The organism is Streptomyces sp. NPDC021622 (genome assembly GCF_040640795.1).
GTDB lineage: Bacteria > Actinomycetota > Actinomycetes > Streptomycetales > Streptomycetaceae > Streptomyces.
Genome location: NZ_JBFACK010000008.1, coordinates 116,017 through 132,994, shown reverse-complemented (window position 1 = coordinate 132,994; position 16,978 = coordinate 116,017). Strand labels below are relative to the sequence as shown.

The 16,978-nt window shown below is 70.0% G+C and carries 25 protein-coding genes and 1 pseudogene; 21 read left to right on the top strand and 5 right to left on the bottom strand.

Annotation, left to right across the window (positions count from 1 at the left end; all coding sequences use genetic code 11):
* Positions 1–543 precede the first annotated feature (543 nt).
* The 3 genes and pseudogenes from AB0G47_RS17925 to AB0G47_RS17915 all read right to left on the bottom strand — a co-directional run.
* Positions 544–891 (bottom strand): annotated as a pseudogene (locus tag AB0G47_RS17925) (recombinase family protein); the annotation flags it as partial.
* Positions 892–962: 71 nt separating this feature from the next.
* Positions 963–1,331: a hypothetical protein gene (locus AB0G47_RS17920; protein ID WP_360770348.1), complete on the bottom strand. Its 369-nt coding sequence runs from the start codon at positions 1,329–1,331 to the stop codon at positions 963–965.
* A gap of 15 nt (positions 1,332–1,346) precedes the next feature.
* Positions 1,347–1,784: a helix-turn-helix domain-containing protein gene (locus AB0G47_RS17915; RefSeq protein ID WP_360770345.1), complete on the bottom strand. Its 438-nt coding sequence runs from the start codon at positions 1,782–1,784 to the stop codon at positions 1,347–1,349.
* 265 nt (positions 1,785–2,049) lie between these two features.
* Here AB0G47_RS17915 and AB0G47_RS17910 point away from each other — a divergent pair, with 265 nt between their 5' ends.
* The 16 genes from AB0G47_RS17910 to AB0G47_RS17835 all read left to right on the top strand — a co-directional run bounded on the left by AB0G47_RS17910 (position 2,050) and on the right by AB0G47_RS17835 (position 11,011).
* The gene (locus AB0G47_RS17910) at positions 2,050–2,256 is read left to right on the top strand and encodes a hypothetical protein (RefSeq protein WP_360770342.1); all 207 of its coding nucleotides are present in this window, start codon (positions 2,050–2,052) and stop codon (positions 2,254–2,256) included.
* Positions 2,253–2,447 (top strand): hypothetical protein, encoded by a 195-nt coding sequence (locus tag AB0G47_RS17905; RefSeq protein ID WP_360770340.1) that lies wholly within the window; start codon positions 2,253–2,255, stop codon positions 2,445–2,447. Before AB0G47_RS17910 ends, AB0G47_RS17905 begins: the two co-directional genes overlap by 4 nt.
* Positions 2,448–2,513: 66 nt before the next feature.
* A complete protein-coding gene (locus tag AB0G47_RS17900; protein WP_360770338.1) occupies positions 2,514–2,915 on the top strand; it encodes a hypothetical protein in 402 nt (133 codons plus the stop codon).
* Complete coding sequence (locus AB0G47_RS17895) at positions 2,912–3,292, top strand: hypothetical protein (RefSeq protein WP_360770335.1); 381 nt, start codon at positions 2,912–2,914, stop codon at positions 3,290–3,292. Before AB0G47_RS17900 ends, AB0G47_RS17895 begins: the two co-directional genes overlap by 4 nt.
* Positions 3,293–3,294: 2 nt before the next feature.
* On the top strand, positions 3,295–4,542 hold the full coding sequence (locus tag AB0G47_RS17890) for a recombinase RecT (protein WP_360770840.1): 1,248 nt from the start codon (positions 3,295–3,297) through the stop codon (positions 4,540–4,542).
* Positions 4,539–5,162, top strand: a complete 624-nt coding sequence (locus AB0G47_RS17885; protein WP_360770332.1) for a hypothetical protein — start codon at positions 4,539–4,541, stop codon at positions 5,160–5,162. Before AB0G47_RS17890 ends, AB0G47_RS17885 begins: the two co-directional genes overlap by 4 nt.
* A complete protein-coding gene (locus AB0G47_RS17880) occupies positions 5,159–5,698 on the top strand; it encodes a hypothetical protein (protein ID WP_360770329.1) in 540 nt (179 codons plus the stop codon). Before AB0G47_RS17885 ends, AB0G47_RS17880 begins: the two co-directional genes overlap by 4 nt.
* A gap of 76 nt (positions 5,699–5,774) precedes the next feature.
* On the top strand, positions 5,775–6,701 hold the full coding sequence (locus tag AB0G47_RS17875; RefSeq protein ID WP_360770327.1) for a mucin-2: 927 nt from the start codon (positions 5,775–5,777) through the stop codon (positions 6,699–6,701).
* Positions 6,698–7,354 (top strand): cell surface glycoprotein, encoded by a 657-nt coding sequence (locus tag AB0G47_RS17870; protein WP_360770323.1) that lies wholly within the window; start codon positions 6,698–6,700, stop codon positions 7,352–7,354. The genes AB0G47_RS17875 and AB0G47_RS17870 overlap by 4 nt, the downstream gene beginning before the upstream one ends.
* On the top strand, positions 7,351–7,851 hold the full coding sequence (locus AB0G47_RS17865) for a hypothetical protein (RefSeq protein WP_360770321.1): 501 nt from the start codon (positions 7,351–7,353) through the stop codon (positions 7,849–7,851). Before AB0G47_RS17870 ends, AB0G47_RS17865 begins: the two co-directional genes overlap by 4 nt.
* Positions 7,848–8,018 carry a hypothetical protein gene (locus tag AB0G47_RS17860; protein WP_360770319.1) on the top strand — a complete coding sequence of 57 codons (171 nt, stop codon included), beginning with the start codon at positions 7,848–7,850 and terminating at the stop codon, positions 8,016–8,018. The genes AB0G47_RS17865 and AB0G47_RS17860 overlap by 4 nt, the downstream gene beginning before the upstream one ends.
* A gap of 128 nt (positions 8,019–8,146) precedes the next feature.
* Positions 8,147–8,659 carry an HNH endonuclease signature motif containing protein gene (locus AB0G47_RS17855; protein WP_360770317.1) on the top strand — a complete coding sequence of 171 codons (513 nt, stop codon included), beginning with the start codon at positions 8,147–8,149 and terminating at the stop codon, positions 8,657–8,659.
* 2 nt (positions 8,660–8,661) lie between these two features.
* Positions 8,662–9,153 carry a single-stranded DNA-binding protein gene (gene ssb / locus AB0G47_RS17850; protein ID WP_360770314.1) on the top strand — a complete coding sequence of 164 codons (492 nt, stop codon included), beginning with the start codon at positions 8,662–8,664 and terminating at the stop codon, positions 9,151–9,153.
* Positions 9,154–9,636: 483 nt separating this feature from the next.
* The gene (locus AB0G47_RS17845; RefSeq protein ID WP_360770311.1) at positions 9,637–10,047 is read left to right on the top strand and encodes a hypothetical protein; all 411 of its coding nucleotides are present in this window, start codon (positions 9,637–9,639) and stop codon (positions 10,045–10,047) included.
* Complete coding sequence (locus AB0G47_RS17840) at positions 10,044–10,181, top strand: hypothetical protein (protein ID WP_360770310.1); 138 nt, start codon at positions 10,044–10,046, stop codon at positions 10,179–10,181. The genes AB0G47_RS17845 and AB0G47_RS17840 overlap by 4 nt, the downstream gene beginning before the upstream one ends.
* Entirely contained in the window at positions 10,178–11,011 is an 834-nt protein-coding gene (locus AB0G47_RS17835) for a hypothetical protein (protein WP_360770308.1), read from the top strand. Before AB0G47_RS17840 ends, AB0G47_RS17835 begins: the two co-directional genes overlap by 4 nt.
* A gap of 62 nt (positions 11,012–11,073) precedes the next feature.
* Here AB0G47_RS17835 and AB0G47_RS17830 read toward each other — a convergent pair whose 3' ends face one another.
* Entirely contained in the window at positions 11,074–11,721 is a 648-nt protein-coding gene (locus tag AB0G47_RS17830) for a hypothetical protein (RefSeq protein ID WP_360770305.1), read from the bottom strand.
* A gap of 356 nt (positions 11,722–12,077) precedes the next feature.
* On the opposite strand from AB0G47_RS17830, the gene AB0G47_RS17825 reads away from it, so the two are divergent.
* The 5 genes from AB0G47_RS17825 to AB0G47_RS17805 all read left to right on the top strand — a co-directional run bounded on the left by AB0G47_RS17825 (position 12,078) and on the right by AB0G47_RS17805 (position 16,409).
* Positions 12,078–12,818, top strand: a complete 741-nt coding sequence (locus AB0G47_RS17825) for a hypothetical protein (protein WP_360770302.1) — start codon at positions 12,078–12,080, stop codon at positions 12,816–12,818.
* 64 nt (positions 12,819–12,882) lie between these two features.
* Complete coding sequence (locus AB0G47_RS17820; protein WP_360770299.1) at positions 12,883–13,413, top strand: hypothetical protein; 531 nt, start codon at positions 12,883–12,885, stop codon at positions 13,411–13,413.
* 85 nt (positions 13,414–13,498) lie between these two features.
* Positions 13,499–13,954: a hypothetical protein gene (locus tag AB0G47_RS17815; RefSeq protein WP_360770296.1), complete on the top strand. Its 456-nt coding sequence runs from the start codon at positions 13,499–13,501 to the stop codon at positions 13,952–13,954.
* A 658-nt stretch (positions 13,955–14,612) separates the two neighbouring features.
* Positions 14,613–15,143, top strand: a complete 531-nt coding sequence (locus AB0G47_RS17810; protein WP_360770294.1) for a helix-turn-helix domain-containing protein — start codon at positions 14,613–14,615, stop codon at positions 15,141–15,143.
* 6 nt (positions 15,144–15,149) lie between these two features.
* Entirely contained in the window at positions 15,150–16,409 is a 1,260-nt protein-coding gene (locus AB0G47_RS17805; RefSeq protein ID WP_360770292.1) for a PBSX family phage terminase large subunit, read from the top strand.
* On the opposite strand, the gene AB0G47_RS17800 is transcribed toward AB0G47_RS17805, so the two are convergent.
* Positions 16,399–16,929, bottom strand: coding sequence for a hypothetical protein (locus AB0G47_RS17800; RefSeq protein ID WP_360770289.1), 531 nt, complete (start codon positions 16,927–16,929; stop codon positions 16,399–16,401). The two genes, AB0G47_RS17805 and AB0G47_RS17800, sit on opposite strands and share 11 nt — an antisense overlap.
* Positions 16,930–16,978 lie beyond the last annotated feature (49 nt).

The following is a 16,978-nucleotide window of genomic DNA, read 5'->3' as shown; positions in this document are numbered from 1 at the left end:
TGGGAGCCCGGTCAGCGTGTAGGTCGCCCGCCGGGCGCGTGGCGCGGTAGCGCGTACGGCTTCGCGTCGCTCGCGGTAGAGCTGCCACAGTTCGTCGTCGATCAGGTTCTCTTGCGCTCCGGGAATGAACAGAGCGTTTTGGCAGTTGCCTCGGGTTTCAGTTGCGCAGTGGCATTGCGGATTGTGCACTCGGAGCAGGGCCGCGCTGAATCCGGAGTCCATGTACCGGATGAGGGTCTGTTCTGACCACAGGCCGCCGCGGACAGTGCGGTACCCGGCGGAGTTGAGATCGGCGACCAGGCCGTAAAAGGGGTCGCCGTCGATGTACTGGCGGTATCTGTCGGCCATGACTGGGCCGGTGATCTTGTCGGCGGTGTAGCGCTCTTCTTGGACGGTCCAGCCGCCGCGGCCGTCTGGGACGCGGCGGGGGTGCCAGAGGTAGCCGAATCGAGGGCGCCCTGTGGCTGGCAGTCGGAGTTTGTAGCGGCGGTGGTCGTGGGTCTCCTTCCACTGCTCACCGCGTACGTCTGATTCGTAGGCGGCGAACTCGAACAGGATGCCCCGCTGGAGTCTGCCTGTGGCTGTTCGGGCGTCGGCCTCTTCTGTGGCGGATTCGAGCTGACCGCTTGCGTCTTCCAGGCGCTTTAGGTTGAGGGCGACACCGTCGCGGCTGCGTCCGAATCGCGAGTACTTCCAGACGGCTATGCCGCGTGCCTCGCCTTGCTCGACGCGCTTGATGGCTCCCATGATCTTGCGTTTGAAGTTGCGGCCAGTCATGTCGAGGTCCGTGATCAGCGGTTCGAGGAGGCGCCGCCCGGTGCGAGCGGCCCACTGGCGTAAGGCGGCTTCTTGCAGTTCCGGGCTGATCTTCTCCTCCTTCCACGTAGACACGCGGATGTATCCCAACCAGGGCTCAAGCTCGCCGTCTGGGCTGCGGAACGTCGCAGGTATCTGCGGTGAGGTCACAGCGCTTTCCGTTCCTGTCGGCTGTACGGAAGCGGGCGGATGTGGATCACGTTGCCCGCTACCTGCTCGGCGGTGGCGCGGTCGCCCCCTTGGGGGGTGGGCGCGGTGTGCTGGTCGAGCAGGCCGCGGGCGACGTGGTCCAGGGCGCGGCGGTATCCGGCGTTGTCGGCGTCGGCGAGTTGGTGGGCGCTGACGTTTTGGGAGTCGCGCAGGGTGCGGAGGATGAGCAGAGGCAGTGAGGTGACGGTTACGAAGATGCCGCACCGGAAGACGTCGATGTTCTGGCCGAGTAGGCCGAGGACACCTGCGGCGAGCCCTGTTCCGAGCAGGATGAGGGCGAGGGTGGGCATGTACCGGCTGTTCACTGTGCCTCCGTGCGGTTAGCGCTCTGCTGCGCGGTCACCTCCGTTGTGGGGGTCCGGGGTGCGTTGCAGGGTCTGTGTCATGGAGATGAAGAGAGCCCGGGATTGGGGATCTTCGATACCGAGTTCGTCGGCGGCCTGCTCGGGTGTGAGGTGGCCGGCGCCGCGTTCGGGGTTGCGGACGGCGTGAAGTTCGTCCGCGTCGAGGATTCCGGCGATGACCAGTACCTCGCTGAGGGGCACTTGCAGGGCTGCGGCGAGGGTGGCGAGTACGCCGGTGTCTGTGGCGCCGTTGCCAGCCAGGATGCGGCTGATCGTGGCGCGGCCGATTCCTGAGTCTTCGGCGAACTTGGTCTGTCCGCCGCCCCTAGGTCGTAGGTCGTACCCGCGGCGGTCTAGCTGGTCTCGGAGCCAGCGGGCGAAGTGCTGGGGCGCGTCCGGGTTCGTTCGTTCCATGGATGGAACATACCGCGCGTGGACCATGCGAGCCATGGCGGACAAGTGGCAAGGCTAGATCTCGCCTGCGGCTTCCCATATCTCCCCCCTCACCTGCGGAAACAGTTCGAACTGTCGTTCGAGTTACCGAGTGTCCGCAATCCTACACCGTGCGTCAAGCGTGGGGCTTCTGTGAATTTCCGACATCTCGTGTGGCGCATGCGCTCGATCATCATGTTAACGTTCCACTCGTGGACGGAACGGTCCACCCGTGGAAGGACGACGCATGTACGACCGCACTTCTTTTGTCGCCGCTGCTGTCGGCCAGGGCGACCGCAACCCGTCAGACACCGCACGTCGGTTGAAGGTTGCACGTAACACTGCGTGGCGTTTGTGGCACGGCCACACCGCTCCCTCGGCCTCTCTGGCCGCCGCGGTGGAGCACCACTACGGCGTTTCCGCCCGGCAGTTGATCAAGCGAGATGCCGCATGAGTAGCGCCGTGATCTCCCGCGAGCGGGCATTCGCCAACGCCCGTGCCGTCCTCGACCAGGCCCGCGCCCGTCGGGATGCCGACCGCGCCGCGGGGCGTCTCGCCCCCGAGGTCGAGCTGATTTGCCGCCGTCTGGAGCGCCAACAGCGCGCCGACGAACAGCCCGCCGCCGCCCTGCGCGACGCCGCCTGACAACGCCAGGGGGCCGCCCGGATTGCGCCCGGAGCGGCCCCGTCACGACCGCTTGGAGCCCCGATCGTGAACCAGCCCGACACTACTCGCCGCCTCTCCCGGACCGCCCAGGCCGTCCAGGGAGGCCGCGCCGCCCGCCGTCACCTCGCCCGCACCGATGTCATCGCGCGACAGCTCGCCGACATCGCGCAGGGGACCGTTCGCGTGCGGACCGTCCCTGTGCGGACCGTCCAGGACGGGACCGAACGGCGCTCTACCCGCGTCATGCTCGCCGACGCCGAGGGGCGCCCGGTGGCCGCCGACCGCGAGGCCCACCGCGCCACCCTCGGCCTGCTCGCCCGCATGCTCCCCGGCGTCGACCGCTCGCGCCCTCTCACCTACGACGCACGCACCGGCCGCTTCACCGCCGACGAGCCGACCGCGCCCGTCGACCTCGGCCTCGACACCGCCGAGGAGCCGCGCCCGTGATCCGCCCTCAGCTCTCCGCCGACGGCCTCGCCGTCCGCCTCCCGCTCGCCGAGCACGTCGACCCGCTGCTCGACGAACTCGCCCTCGCCTACGGCCAGGACCCCGCCGCCGTCGGCCGCCTGCTCGCCGCCCACGCCGCGAGCGTCGTCGCTCTCGACTACGCGATGTGCAGCGACGACGCCACCGACTACGGCCGCGCCGTGCGCGCCGCCCAGGCCGACGCCACCCGCGAGGCCCTGCTCGACGACTCCCCGGCCGTCGTCGCCCTCGACCCCCTGCTCGACCCCGACGACGCGATCAGCCTCGCCACACGCATCACCCGGGCCGCCGCCCACATCCGCCACCGCACCGCACAGAACAGGAACGCCCGCCCGTGACCATGGCCACTCTTGCCACCACCCACGCGCCGACCGCCGTTGCCCCTGCCCGCGGGGGCGCCCTGTCCCTCTCTCACATGTCGCCCTACGAGGCGTGGCAGTTCTGCGAGTCCCTGGCCAACACCCCTCTACTGCCGGACGCCTACCGCAAGCAGCCCGCATCGGTCCTGTGGGCGATGGAGTACGGCCGCGCCCTTGGCCTCGACGTCGTGACCACCATCACGACCATTCACGTGATCAAGGGCAAGCCGTGCCAGTCCGCCGACCTCATGCTCGGCCGCACCCGGTCCGCCGGGCACCGCGTGCGCATCAAGTCCGAGCGCACCCGGTGCGAGGTGCGCATTCAGCGGCACGACGACCCCGACGACGAAACCGTGATCGAGTGGACCCTCGACGACGCGGTGATCGCTGGTCTGTGCACGCTGCGGAACGACCGGCCGTACTCCCGCGACAAGAACAACCAGCCACAGCCGTGGGAGAAGTTCCCCCGGGCGATGCTGCGGGCCCGTGCGATCGCCGAGAGCGTGCGCATCGCGTGTCCCGAAGTGCTGCACGGCGCCATCTACACGCCCGAGGAACTGGGCGCCGTCGTCGACCAGGAAGGCAACCCGGTCACGGTCGAGCGGGCCGACACCCCGCCGGTGCAGCAGGGCGTGACCGTCGTGCAGTCGACGCCGAACACCCCGCCCGCACCGACGCGCGATTACCTCACCGAGGCCGCCGCGACGGCCGACGCCGACCAGCTCGCCGCGATCCTCGCCGACGCCGAGGCAGCCGGTGCCCCTCCGGAATACATGACGTGCCTCGCCGAACTCCGCGACGCGCACACCGCCGAGTCGGTCGAACCGGTCCGCGCCCTGCACACCGCAGCACAGGACCGGGGCGAGCACCCCGACCACCTGGCCCGCCTCGCCGCCATCGGCGCCACCAAGCCGGGCGCCAAGCAGCAGGACGCCGGGGGCGAGGAGCACCCGACGCCCGACGAGCAGGGCACCCCGGCCGGATCCGCGCCGCACTCGGTATCCGACGCCGTCGCCGCCGAGGCCGCCATACCCGCCAGCGTGGCAACCGCCGAACAGGCCGCCGCCGAGGCCGAGAACGCGCTCCGCCTCGCCGCGTCCCGCGCCAACCTGCCCACCCTCGACGCCGATTTCGAGCGTGTCTATGGCCTGCCCGTCACCGAGGCGACCGCCGCCCAGCTCGACGCGTTCCGGCAGATGATCGAGGCCGCCGCCGGGGGCGCCCAGTGACCGAACAGGCTCAGAAGCGGCCCGCGCCGGACCCGGCCGCCGTCCGCGACGCCGTCACCCGCAAAGCCGTCCTCGGCGCCCTGCTTGACGAAATCAAGACCGCGCACGCCGAGGCGAGCACGGACGTACAGCACCTGCTCGACCAGCAGTACAAGGCCACCGGCACGACCAAGGTTGACGCGACGTTGCCCAGCGGCATGAAGGTGGGCAGCGTCAGCCGAATCGGTGGTGAGATCGCCGCGCAGGTCGTCGACGATGAAGCGTTTCGCGTGTGGGTCCGCGACACCTTTCCGTCCGAGCACGTCGTCGAGGTGATTCCCGCCCAGGTGGTCACCCGCGTACAACCCGCCTTTGTGGCAAAGGTGTTGGCCGAGGTGAACGCCGCCGGTACGGCCCACTACGCCGATCCGACCACGGCCGAGGTTCACGAGGTGCCCGGCGTGGCGTTGAAGCCGCACCGTGCCGCGACCCACCGCATGACCTATACCCGACGCAGCGCCAAGAGCCCGGTAGAGGGACGCGAGTTGGTCGCCCAGGCGTGGCGCGAGGGTGCCCTCGCCGCACACGTTCTTCCCGCCCTCGCTCCCGCATCCGTCGGGCAGGCAGGGGGCAAGCAGTGACCGAGCGCGCCGCCCACACCGCTCCGGCTCAGACAGTGCCCGAAGGGCTGGCAAAGGTGTTCGCCGCCCGCACGCGCGCCGTGGGCGAACACCGCGAGTGGACGGGCCGACCCACCAGCGGTGGCGGTCGCTTCCGCCATCAGGGCCACGAATACACCGCCTATCAAGCCGCGTTCATCCTGCGCACCGGCCGCCACCCGCTCGGCACAGTCCGCCCGGTGTGCGAGCACCCCGGGTGCTGCGACCCGGGCCACGTCGACGACCAGGCCGCGCGCCAGCGCGACCGCGCGGCCCTCGCCGCGGTCAAGGGCATCGAGCACCGGCCGCCGTCCTGCGACCACGACCAGGCCGTACACGGCCGCCATCGCGAGAACGGCAAGCGGTACTGCAACGCGTGCAACAACCCTGCCGCCGCCGCTGATTGCGAGCACGGCAACCCCCGGTGCGGCGCACTGCCGGTGCGCCTCTACCCGTGCGGGCCGCGCTGCGCGGAGCACCAGCCCTCCCGCACCCGCCCGTATTACTCCGCCGCATAGACGGGCCCCCGGGGCGAGGGAGTGCCGCCGAGCCCCTCGCCCTGGGCGCCGACCCCTTTGAAGGAGCACAACCCCCGTGACTTGGTTCAAAGTCGACGACACGGCGTACGGCCACCCCAAGATGCTCAACGCCGGGAACGCCGCGCTCGGCCTGTGGATGCGCGCGGGCGCGTATGCCGCCCAGCACCTCACCGAGGGCATGGTGCCCGGCGTGGTCGCCCAGCTCTACGGCACCGCCCCGCAGGTGCGGAAGCTGGTCTCCGCCGGCCTGTGGCACCCGCACGGCCACAACTGCGCCCGGTGCGTCCAACCGCCCGCCGCCGACTACGTGATGCACGACTTTCTGATCTACAACCCGACCCGGGCGACCGTCGAGGACGGCCGCGCCAAGGCCGCCGGACGCCAGCAGCGGGCCCGCGAGAAGGCCGCCGAGCAGCGGAACCAGGAACGTAATCGCGCTGATTCGTCGGCGAATCGTCCGCGAATCGATGACAATTCGTCGCCGGGAAATCGAGAACGCGCCGCGAATCAGATCGTGTTTCCGGACGACATCGCAGGTCAGGCCGGTACGTCACAGCGTGACGGTATGGACCCGTCACGGTCCCCCCGACCCGACCCGTCCCCTACTACCTCCTACGGAGGTAGTAACCCCCCTTCCCCCCACCGGGGGGAGCAGGGGCCCGCGGCCGAGATGTTCACCGCGTGGTGGGCCAAGTACGGCCGCGGCACAGCGCAGGGCAAGGCCAGCATCCGCCGCGCCGTCGAGGAGGCCCTCGGCAACGGCATCGCCCCACCCGAGCTGTGGGGCGCCCTCGACCGCCTCGGCGCCACCTCGAAGCCCGTCACCGGCGGCACCCTGCAATTCGCCCTCGCCGACATCCGCAAGGCCCCCGCGTCCGGCGCCGACGTGATCCCCCTCGCCGCCGCCCGCCCCGGCCGCGTGCAGCGCGCCGCGGACCTCTTCGCCGCGGCCCTCGACGACCCCCAGGAGCAGGCCCAGTGAACCGCCGAGAAGTCGCCGTCCTGCTCGCCTACGCCGTGAAGCTCGACCCGCGCAGCGCACCCGCCGACCAGGGCGCCGCCGCCGAAGTCCTCGACCAGTGGGCCGACCTGCTCGCCGACGTCGCGGCCACCGCCGAACACCCAGGCGGCCGTCACTGGGACGCCTCACAGGTCGTACGCCACCACATCGCCACGTCGCCGTACCCGATCAAGCCCGCGGACGTCTCGCGCCCCTGGTGGGCGTTCAAGCGCGACATCCTCGACCGGCACACCGACCCCACCCCGCAGGCCGACCCGGACGACCCCGCGTCCTACCGGGCCGAACTGCTCGGCACCCGGCACGCCGTTGCCACCGGCGCAGTGCCCGCCACCACGTACCGCGAACTCACCGGCGGGCCCGCCCCCGACGTCGCCGCCCGTATCGCCCGCATTGGCGAGATGCCGCGCCACCTTCGCGAGCAGCTCGCCGAGCACGGCATCGGTGTCCGCCGCGTGCGCTTTCCCGAGCTGGCCGTCGACTGCCCGCGCACCAACTGCCGGGCACGCAAGGGCATGCCGTGCAAGCGCCCTTCCGGCGCCGAACTCCGCAGCCACACCCACGACCAACGGCAGGCCGCCCACGCCGCCGCCCTCACCCCGGAGCAGGCCGCATGAACCGCAACCGCAAGCACCCCGGCAAGGCGCCCTACCGGCGCCACGCCAGCACCGGCGACCGGACCAGGAACAGCAGCCGGTACCGCATCACCGGCACGTGGGCCGCCCGCCCGACCAGGCCCGCCGTCACCGTGACCCCGGACCGTAAGGCCGTGCGCCGGATTGCCCGCGAGATGGCCGACCAGGGCGCCCGCGTCACCGTCGAGAAGCACGCCGAGCACGGCAACTGGCGGACGCTGTACGAGGTCGACGGGCCCGCCCTGCTCGCCGAGCGCCACCAGGCAGAGCAGAGGAAGCGCGAGGCCGTCCTCGCCGCCGCGCGCGAGCAGCGCCTCGCCGACGAGTACGCCGCCCAGATCGCCCAGAACGAAGCTGCTCGCGAGCAGGACGCCGAGCGCGAACTCGCCGCCATGGCACGCCTGATGGTGCGCCCGCCCGTGGCCCGCGACGCTTGCGGACGCGCCGCCGTGCGGCACGTGTCCGGGCCGCGCCAGTGATCCCGGCCGCCGCCGTCGCCGTCATCCGGGCCGCCGTCGAGGACGCCCAGCAGTTCGGCCACAGCGAACCCCAGAACATCGCCGAGCAGGTCGCCGAGGCGCTCAACGCCCACGGGTGGACGCTCGCCCCCACCGGGGCTCAATTCGCCCTCCCAGCAGCCGCGTAGCCGCTCGACGGGGGGTGACCACAGAACGGCCAAGGCCGCCCCCCCGTCCGCTATCGTCCACTCATGGACGATCGTGACCGTCCACGGAAGAACATTCAGCGCAACTACATCCCACAGGAGGTACATCCGTGGAACGGCCCACCCCCGCACAGCGGTTCGCCGCCAAGGTGGACACCACCGGCCCTTGGTCGCTCCGCCGCAACTGCCCAGGCCCGTGCCACCTGTGGGACAGCAGCCTCAACAACAAGGGCTACGGCACGTTCTGGAACGGCCGCACCGTCAAAGCCCACCGCTTCGCATACGAGCAGGCCCACGGCCCGATACCCGACGGCCTCGAAGTCGACCACCAATGCCGCCGCCGCGCATGCGTGAACCCCGGCCACCTCCGCGCCATCACGCACCGCGAGAACATCCTCGCCAGCTCGAACCACGTCGCCGCCCGCGCCGCCGTCACGCACTGCCCCGCCAACCACGCCTACGACGAGGCGAACACCTACCGGGCGCCCGACAACACCCGGAAGTGCCGCGCGTGCAAGAACGCCCGCTCGCGCGCCGCCCGTGCCGCCCAGCGCGACGCCCGCCTCGCCCCCGTCGCTCCGCTCCGCCCCCGCACCACTCCCACCCTCGAAAGGGCCGCCTAGCCATGTCCGGCGAGACCACCATCACCATGACCGGCAACGTCGTAAACGATCCCGAGTTGCGATTCACCCCCGGCGGCGCCGCCGTCGCGAACTTCCGCATTGCCAGCACGCCCCGGAAGTTCAACAAGCAGTCCAACGCGTGGGAGGTTGGCGAGTCGCTGTTCCTCGGCGTGGCCGTCTGGCGTCAGCAGGCCGAGCACGTCGCCGAGTCCGTGCAGCGCGGCATGCGCGTGACCGTCACCGGCTACCTCACCCAACGCCAGTACGAGGCCGCCGACGGTTCCAAGCGCAGCAGCTACGAGATTCAGGCCGAGGAAGTCGCCCCCTCGCTGCTCCGCGCAACCGCCGTCGTGACCAAGGCCAACAGCAACGCCACGAGCGCCTCACGACAGCCCCAACAGGGATACGGCAGCCAGCAGACCCAGGGCTACGGCCAGCCGCCCACCGCCGACCAGTGGTCGACCCGCGGACGCAACAACGAGCCCCCGTTCTAGACCACTCACCGCGACCGGACGCGGGCCCGCCCACGCGCGGGCCCGCACGCGATACCGCCCACCACTGACATCAGAAGCCATCCCCACGACGGCCGCCGCCCGCTCCGCCGGTCTCTACGCCGTCCGTTGAATCTCACACGCGAAAGGGCCCCAGGTACTCAAAGCCCGCTGGCCGCCGACTGAAGGAGGGCTACCAATCCCCCCAAGAGCACCGCGATAAAGCCACCTGCCAACAACTTCGTGAGTGGCCACCTCTCCCCCGATGGCAACTTCCACAGCACCACGCATAAGAGCAGTAGCGCTGCCGCTATGACCCACAGCCCAAATTTGATGTTGTCCGCTTCCGACATTCCAATCTCCCCCGTTTGACGTCGAAACAACCGACGCCTGCCTTGCGAGAGTTTCGAAACACCGAACCTGCGTCAACTGCCATCCAGCCAAGTACTGCTACAAGTACGCGCGCCTGTAGGGAGACAAATCAGCATGCCGGCCCCCAAGCCGTACGCCACACAGTCCACCGACACCCACGGGTTCATCGACGAACCCGCCCCGCTCACCGCCGACGACGTGCGCCAGGCCCTCAATTTCAACCAGCCCGACCGCGACCCCGCCCTCGCCACACTCCGCGACGTCCTGCTCGACGAAGGACCGCGCAGCCCCGAGCAGGCCCTCGCCGCCGCCCGCATCATCCTGACCGCCCACGCCCATCACCTCGCCGCCCTGGTCGAGCGCGAGCACAACAACACCCAGAGCCGATGGGGACTCAACCGCTCAACTCGCGGCCTGCTCACCGGATTCAGCAGCGCCCGCCGATCCATACGGGCCTACGCCGCCCGCCTCGCCGACGAGCAGGCCCTCGACGAGGGCGCAGCAGCCGACCAGGTCGAGCCGTGACCCCGGCCTCAGCCGTCGCCGCCAACCTCGCCATCGCCGTTGCCCTGCTCGCCGCCAGTGCCCGCCTCATCACGTGGGCACTGGCCGACGAGCCCGGCCGCGTCCACCACGACCAGGAGCAGCCGCCCACATGACGACCACCCCCGGCCAGCGCGCCGCCGACGACCTCGCCGCAGTCCGCGAGCAGTGGGGCGACATGCTCGCCGCCATCGCCGAGCCGCCACGGGCCGCCGAGTGGATGCCGTACGAGCGCCGCGGATTCCTCGATCAACTCGCCGCCGACGACCGCACTGACGACGACCAGGCCCTCGACGAGGCCGCCGTCGGCCGTCTGCCGCTCATCCTTCGCGAGCACCCCGCGCCGGCGAACTTGCGGGCCCTCGACGCTGCCCACGACACCGAGCGCGAGGTGTTCGACATGTGCGACGCCGTCGCCGAGCGCGTGCAGCTCCCCGCCCGCGACCGCCACGGCCGATGGACCCTCGGCACCGACCCGAGCGACCCGCGCTTGTGGCACCTGCCCACGTACCGCGACGCAGGTCCGGCGAGCATCGCCTCGACCGGCTCACGCGTGTTCGGTCTGCACTGGGCCGCCGTCTGGCTTGAAGGCCGTGCCCTCGACGACGCGGCCGACCGCGCTCTGTTCGCCCCCACCCCCGCAACCCTGGTCGACCAGGTCGCCGAGGCCGCCCGTACCGCGCGTCGCCGCGTCGAGGCCGCCCTCGGCCGCACCGCCCGGACGATCACGCTCGACGATCCGTGTCCGTTCTGCCGCGCGGGCCGCATCACCGTGCACAACGGGGGAGGCGACCCACGCGCCGCCGTGGCGACCTGCTCGACCGGCCCGACGTGCCCGGCACCCGTCGACGCTGAGCACGGCCGCCGCTCGTGGCAAGGCACCGACCTGGTCGAGCTGTGGACTGCGCTCCATGCCGCCCGCAGGGAGCAGCCGACAGGAGTCTGAACACGGCGGCGCCGGGCGACTTCCGCAAGTTGATTCGCCCGGCGGACACTGAGCGGCCCCGCTCAGAGGTAGCCGTCATGCCGCGCGTCAGGAGGTTCTCCACCACCCGTGGAATCGGGCTCAGGCGGATCAGGAGAATCATCCTCACTGGGGTCAGTGGCTCGTTGCGCACGGCGGCTGTCTCTCCAGGTGCCATACGTTCCGATGCCGCCCAGCAGCCCGCCCACACCACCTGCTAGCGCGGCCACTGCCCCAACCACCAGAGACATGCCTTCAACCTTTCCTAGGCCTGTCTCGGGCTCGGGCTCAGGATCTGGCCCTGGATTCTCGGTTACTGGCGTCACCTCGCGCACCACGACGCCAGTTCCAGCAGTCGCCGCCACGCCGCCCATCAGGGTGGCAACCATGGCCGCGTAGACCGCAAGTCCGAACCTTCTCCCGTGAACTCTCGTCTCGATGCGTTCTGGGGCGCCTGGCCGAACACGGGAGTCTTCGAAGATTCCTGGCCGACTCGCGCGGTAGGCCATGAGCGCGACCTCTTCGCCTGCAAAGCGCTCATCGCTTGTGGACGCCAAGGGCAACAAATGTTGCTCTAGGGCCTCTGCATTCATCTGCACGTCGTTCTCGATCGCGGTCTGCGATCGCCGATATCGGCGAGCAAGCAGGAGCGACACGAGAGATAGAAGCGCCGCCGCAGCGGCGACATACATGAGGATCGGCACTCCTGCCCCTCACTCCAGGTCGTACCAACTACGTTACGCGGCCCAGCCTTTGGACTGCGCACTCATGCCGAACCCCACTCGGCGCCGGACATACCGCGCTGGCGGCTCGGCGCCCCGCCCCGGCCGCGTAGGGCGTAGCAGGCCCGCACACCCCTCGACGCGCGTTCGGGGGTGCCGTCGTTTCCGGCTCGGACCGGCCCGCATCACAGGCAGATAACGACTACTGTAACCATTGCTGTAATCATTACTGCAATGATTACTCTTAGAACTCCTGACGGCCCCTCACCCCGGCAGGACCGCCGGACCTCGCCCGGCACCCACACACCGCCCAAGGGAGCGACCCCATGGCCAGCACCAAGACCACCTACACCACCAAGCACCCCGAGACCGGCGCGACCTACACCGCCGAGCGCGGCGGCAAGCCGATCAAGTGGCTTACCTGGATCGACTTTGGCGGGGGCGAGGGCTTCGTGCACATCGGCTACAGCGCACAGGACGACTACGCCAAGGCCGTCAAGGCGCCCCGCGGCACCAACCCCTACGGCGAGCGCTACGAAGCTACCCCCGCGCAGACCGTCGCCGCAGAGCAGACCGTCGAGGCCGAGCAGACCGCACCGAGCGCGCCCGCCGCCCCGCGCTCCGGTGAGGTCACCATTCCCGGCGCCCTCGCCGACCACCTCGCCGACACCAACCTCGCCACCGGCGCCGACGACCACGACCCCGCCAGCAAGGCCACCCGCGAGGCCCTCGACGCCGGACGCCGCGGCCGAGGCCGCACCCTGATCATCAAGCCGGGGTCCACCGACGTCCTGAACGTCATCAGCGAGTACGCCGACACCCTGCTCGGCGCGGACGAGACCACCCCCGCCGAACGCAGGGCCGCACAGAAGTGGGTCGAGCAGGCCGGGCACGCCCGCAAGCAGCTCGCCGCCACCGCGAAGGAGGCCGCCGACGCCGAGGGCACGTGGCAGGGCGCATGGATCGGCGAGCAGTCCGTCGATGCCCTGTTCGACGTCGAGCGCCCGACCGAGCAGGGCGCATTGTTCGACGGCCGCGCCACCGCGCCCGGTACCGCCCGCGAGTAGCCCACCCGACCGGCCTGCCCTCACCCGAGGGCGGGCCCGCCCCGGACCGACAGGAGCACCCCAGATGAGCAACGAGCAGCCGCCCAGCAACGATGACCAAGACGCCGCCGAGCGGCGCCGTATCAGCGGCCGAAGCACGTTCGAGCGGATCGCCGACGACCTCAACCGCCGAGGCGTTCCCACTGACACCGCGGCTGGCGCCCTGGTCACGCAAATGGTGACCCTGTTCAACGAGTACGAGCGCGAGACGGCCGCCGCCCGCGCCGCCGACGGCGACACCAACCCGTACGACCTCGCCCCCTATCAGGACGTGCACGCCCTCACCAACGAGTACGAGGCCGCCCGCGCCAGCAAGGACCCCTGCCACCTCGACCAGTTCCTCGACAACCTCGCCGAAGACTTCCACCTCGACGACGTTCGGGCCCTACGGATGGCCGGCACCGCCGTACAGGCCGCCATGGGCCGAATCGCCCTCGCCGCCCGCAAGAAGGGCATGAGCCCCGACCGGATCGCCGCCGAGTCCGGATACACCGCGAGCCGGATCACTCAGTTCATCCGCGAGGAGAAGCAGCGCCGCGCCAACGGCGCCCAGTAGACCCACACATGCAGCAAGGGCCCGCCACGGTTCCTCACAAACCGTATGGGCGGGCCCTGCCTCACCACCGAGGAGCGACCCTCAGATGGCTACCGCACACCCTAACCAGCCCAAGAAGCAGGACCCGCCCAAGGCCGGTCAGCGGCCATCGGTCCGCATCGACGACCAGCTCGCCGCCGACCTCGCCGTCTTGATGAGCACGGGCGACAACTTCTCTGACGTCGTCCGACAGGCCGTCGGACAGCGCGCCGACATGTGCCGGACCGCGTGGGCCGAGGGTGTCGTGCCCGTCGGCACCGCACCGACCCTGCTCGCCTATCAGCTTGAGCAAGACCCCAACATGATGCCGACCCTTCCGACGCCCGCACCCGCCCCGACCAGTGCGTATGACGCCCGTCGGCAGCCGTCGCCGCTGCCCGGCGGACACCCGGCCGCATCCGTCGCGCGCCCGTCGACACCCGCCCCCGGCCGCGGGCCCCAACAGCGACGCCCCGGCCCCTACCGCGGCGTGCCCGTCCGACACGTCAACCAAGCCGTATGACGACGCTGCGCCCCGCTGTACGACACAGCGGGGCGCAGCCGCGCGACCGCCGCACCTGCGCGCATACGACGCACGGACCACACTTGTGCAGCGCCTACGGCAAAACGATCGGGCCCGTGGGCTACTGCGTCGCCTCGGGGCCTAGAACTTTCTTGAGTTCATTGGCCAGATCGACCGCGTCCTGAGTGAGTTTGGCGCCCACACCCGCATCTGAGACTTGGCCGCAAAGATCACGCGTCTTGGTTAGCGTGTCCATGTTCGTGAGGGCGCCTTCAGTGGTCACCCCAGGCACCCCGACACCGGTGGTTCCGTGTGTGTCTCCAGCCATTTCGTTCCCTCTCCACGTCGAGTTGTGCCTGAGTGCGACAAGAGGGGTCTCCCCGCCCTTTCCCTCCGGCCTCCTTTCCATTCAAGGGGCCGAACTCGGCCTCCGCTCCCGGCCGCGCCGATGATCACTTGAATGGCGGCATATCCATATGACCGGCTACCTCACGCCCCCGCGAGGGCGGCGGCGGCACCAGTTGCGCCGTGACCTTCCCGTGACCTAAAGTTGGCGGCGTCTCCCGCGTGCCCGAAAACGGATACACGCGCCACGCTCCGTCGCGAACTGCGATGGGGCGTTTTGCGATCCCGCACGACCGTGCGCAGGGGGTGAGCCATGGCCCGCCCCATCACGGCCGATGACCGTCGCCGCGTGCGCGAGCTGCACGCCCAGGACAAGAGCCGTAACGAGATCGCCCGCGCCCTCAACAGGTCACCGTCGACCGTGTCGAAGATCGCCGCAGCGTTCGAGCCGCCGCTCACCTTTGACCGTGCTCCGCAGGTCGAGGCCGCCACCCGCGCCCGTACAGCCGACCTCGCTGCACGCCGCGCAGCCCTCGCCCTCGCGCTTCAGGGCGACGCCGAGCGCCTACGCACCCAGCTATGGGCACCCACCATGCACGGCGAGTTCGCCGGCCGCGAGGGCGAGTGGCACGAGACCCACCTACCGCAACCCCGGTTCGGCGACCAACGCGCGATCGTCGCGTCGGTACAGACCGCCGTCGGCACCTCCCTACGCCTCGCACCCGTCGAGGGCGGAGAGAACGCCGAGCAGGTACGCAGCATGCTGGGGGCCCTCGGCGAGGCACTGACGCAGGCCACCAACGACGACCAGGCCCCCGACGACGGGGGAGCCGCCGGGGGGTGAGCCGCAGTGCTCGACCTCGGCCGACTGCCCCTGTCCCGCAAGCAGCTCCGCAGCATCGGGCAGGCGACCGCCCGCATCAACCTGTGGCACGGCAGCGTGCGCAGCGGCAAGACGATCGCCTCGCTACTCGCGTTCGTGATCGCCGTCGCCACGGCGGGCCCATCCGGTCTCATCATCGTGTGCGGCCGATCGCTGCAAACGATCGAGCGCAACGTCTTGGAACCCCTACAGGACCGCGCCCTGTTCGGTCCCCTCGCCCGGCACGTCGTGCACACCCGCGGGGCGACCACGGCGACGATCCTCGGCCGCACCGTCCACTTGATCGGCGCCGCAGACGCCCGCGCCGAGGGCCGACTACGCGGCCTCACCGCGCAGTTGGCGTACGTCGACGAGGCAACTCTCTTGCCCGAGGGTTTTTGGGTCCAGCTCCTTGCCCGACTGTCCGTGCCCGGCGCGCGCCTGTACGCCACGACCAACCCGGACAGCCCGCAGCACTGGCTCAAGACCGGCTATCTCGACCGCGCGAGCGAACTGAACTTGCGCGCCTGGCACTTCCGCCTCGCCGACAACCCGTCGTTGTCGCCCGAGTACGTCGCCAACCTCGCCGCCGAGTACGTCGGCCTGTGGCGCCGCCGCATGATCGACGGCGCATGGGTGGTCGCCGAGGGCGCCATCTACGATATGTGGGACGAGGCCCGCCACGTGGTGGCCGCGCTCCCCGACATGCGCCGGCACTGGTGCGGCGTGGACTACGGCACCACGAACCCGTTCTCGGCGGTCCTGCTCGGCGAGGGAGTCGACGGCCGCCTGTACGTCGCCGCTGAGTGGCGCCACGACTCCCGCGCCACGCACCGCAGCATGACCGACGCGCAGTACAGCCGCGCCGTCCGCGCGTGGCTCGACCGCCTCGGCATCACGCCTGAGTGGACGTTCATTGACCCGAGCGCCGCATCGTTCTCCACGCAGATGTGGCAGGACGGGCACCCTGGCCTCGCCCGCACCACCAACGACGTCACCGACGGCATCCGATCCGTGTCGAGCCTGCTCGCCGCCGACCGCCTGCTCGTGCACGACTCGTGCGAGGGCCTGCTCGCCGAACTCCCCGGCTACAGCTGGGACCCGAAAGCGACCGAGCGCGGCGACGACGCCCCGATCAAGGTCGACGACCACAGCGCCGACGCCCTGCGCTACGTCGTCCATTCCACCTCGCACGAGTGGCGCCATTTGCTCCAAAGCCCGTCACCTGAAGATGGCATCACTGGCTAGGGAAAGTCTCCAGAAGACGCCTTGCCTCCTCAACGAAACTCCCTCTCACCTGAGCTAGCTCGGTTGTTATGACCGAGTGCTTCCTGACTGACTCTAAGGTCAGCCGTGTTTCGTTGCGCACGTGGGCGTCGAGATACCCAAAGCTCCTTGTGGCAGCTGAGCGGAGTTTCGTAGCCAAATCCGCCATCGAACTAGGCCCAGAAATATCAACACGCTGGCATTGCCTGTAGACATCCGTAAGCCGATCGCCTGCGGTCTTCTGGGATTCAGTCACCAGCTCCGAGGAAGGTGTCGACTTGAGCGCCACAAGGAACTCCCCTGATTCGAACATGAAGTCCTCCAATGCGCTCAGAAGCGCCAAGTAGGTTTCCTTGCGTTCGTCCCGTAACTGCTGCCAGTGCTGCACCCTCCCGTGATCCATCGCCTGCCGACGTGTCGCCGCATAGGTCAACGCCGCCGTTCCCAAGGTTCCAAGAACACCAACGCCAGCCCCCAACACCGCTGCTAGCCCTTGATCCATGGCCGCATCCTGCCGGGGCGAATATCTCTCGTCACAGCGATTGGAGTAT

What these genes read in the sequence shown, in the direction of transcription:
- AB0G47_RS17915 (WP_360770345.1), bottom strand. Translation starts at nt 1,784, where the DNA reads ATGGAACGAACGAACCCGGACGCGCCCCAGCACTTCGCCCGCTGGCTC.
- AB0G47_RS17910 (WP_360770342.1), top strand. Translation starts at nt 2,050, where the DNA reads ATGTACGACCGCACTTCTTTTGTCGCCGCTGCTGTCGGCCAGGGCGAC.
- AB0G47_RS17905 (WP_360770340.1), top strand. Translation starts at nt 2,253, where the DNA reads ATGAGTAGCGCCGTGATCTCCCGCGAGCGGGCATTCGCCAACGCCCGT.
- AB0G47_RS17890 (WP_360770840.1), top strand. Translation starts at nt 3,295, where the DNA reads ATGGCCACTCTTGCCACCACCCACGCGCCGACCGCCGTTGCCCCTGCC.
- AB0G47_RS17865 (WP_360770321.1), top strand. Translation starts at nt 7,351, where the DNA reads ATGAACCGCAACCGCAAGCACCCCGGCAAGGCGCCCTACCGGCGCCAC.
- ssb (WP_360770314.1), top strand. Translation starts at nt 8,662, where the DNA reads ATGTCCGGCGAGACCACCATCACCATGACCGGCAACGTCGTAAACGAT.
- AB0G47_RS17845 (WP_360770311.1), top strand. Translation starts at nt 9,637, where the DNA reads ATGCCGGCCCCCAAGCCGTACGCCACACAGTCCACCGACACCCACGGG.
- AB0G47_RS17835 (WP_360770308.1), top strand. Translation starts at nt 10,178, where the DNA reads ATGACGACCACCCCCGGCCAGCGCGCCGCCGACGACCTCGCCGCAGTC.
- AB0G47_RS17830 (WP_360770305.1), bottom strand. Translation starts at nt 11,721, where the DNA reads ATGTATGTCGCCGCTGCGGCGGCGCTTCTATCTCTCGTGTCGCTCCTG.
- AB0G47_RS17825 (WP_360770302.1), top strand. Translation starts at nt 12,078, where the DNA reads ATGGCCAGCACCAAGACCACCTACACCACCAAGCACCCCGAGACCGGC.
- AB0G47_RS17820 (WP_360770299.1), top strand. Translation starts at nt 12,883, where the DNA reads ATGAGCAACGAGCAGCCGCCCAGCAACGATGACCAAGACGCCGCCGAG.
- AB0G47_RS17815 (WP_360770296.1), top strand. Translation starts at nt 13,499, where the DNA reads ATGGCTACCGCACACCCTAACCAGCCCAAGAAGCAGGACCCGCCCAAG.
- AB0G47_RS17810 (WP_360770294.1), top strand. Translation starts at nt 14,613, where the DNA reads ATGGCCCGCCCCATCACGGCCGATGACCGTCGCCGCGTGCGCGAGCTG.
- AB0G47_RS17800 (WP_360770289.1), bottom strand. Translation starts at nt 16,929, where the DNA reads ATGGATCAAGGGCTAGCAGCGGTGTTGGGGGCTGGCGTTGGTGTTCTT.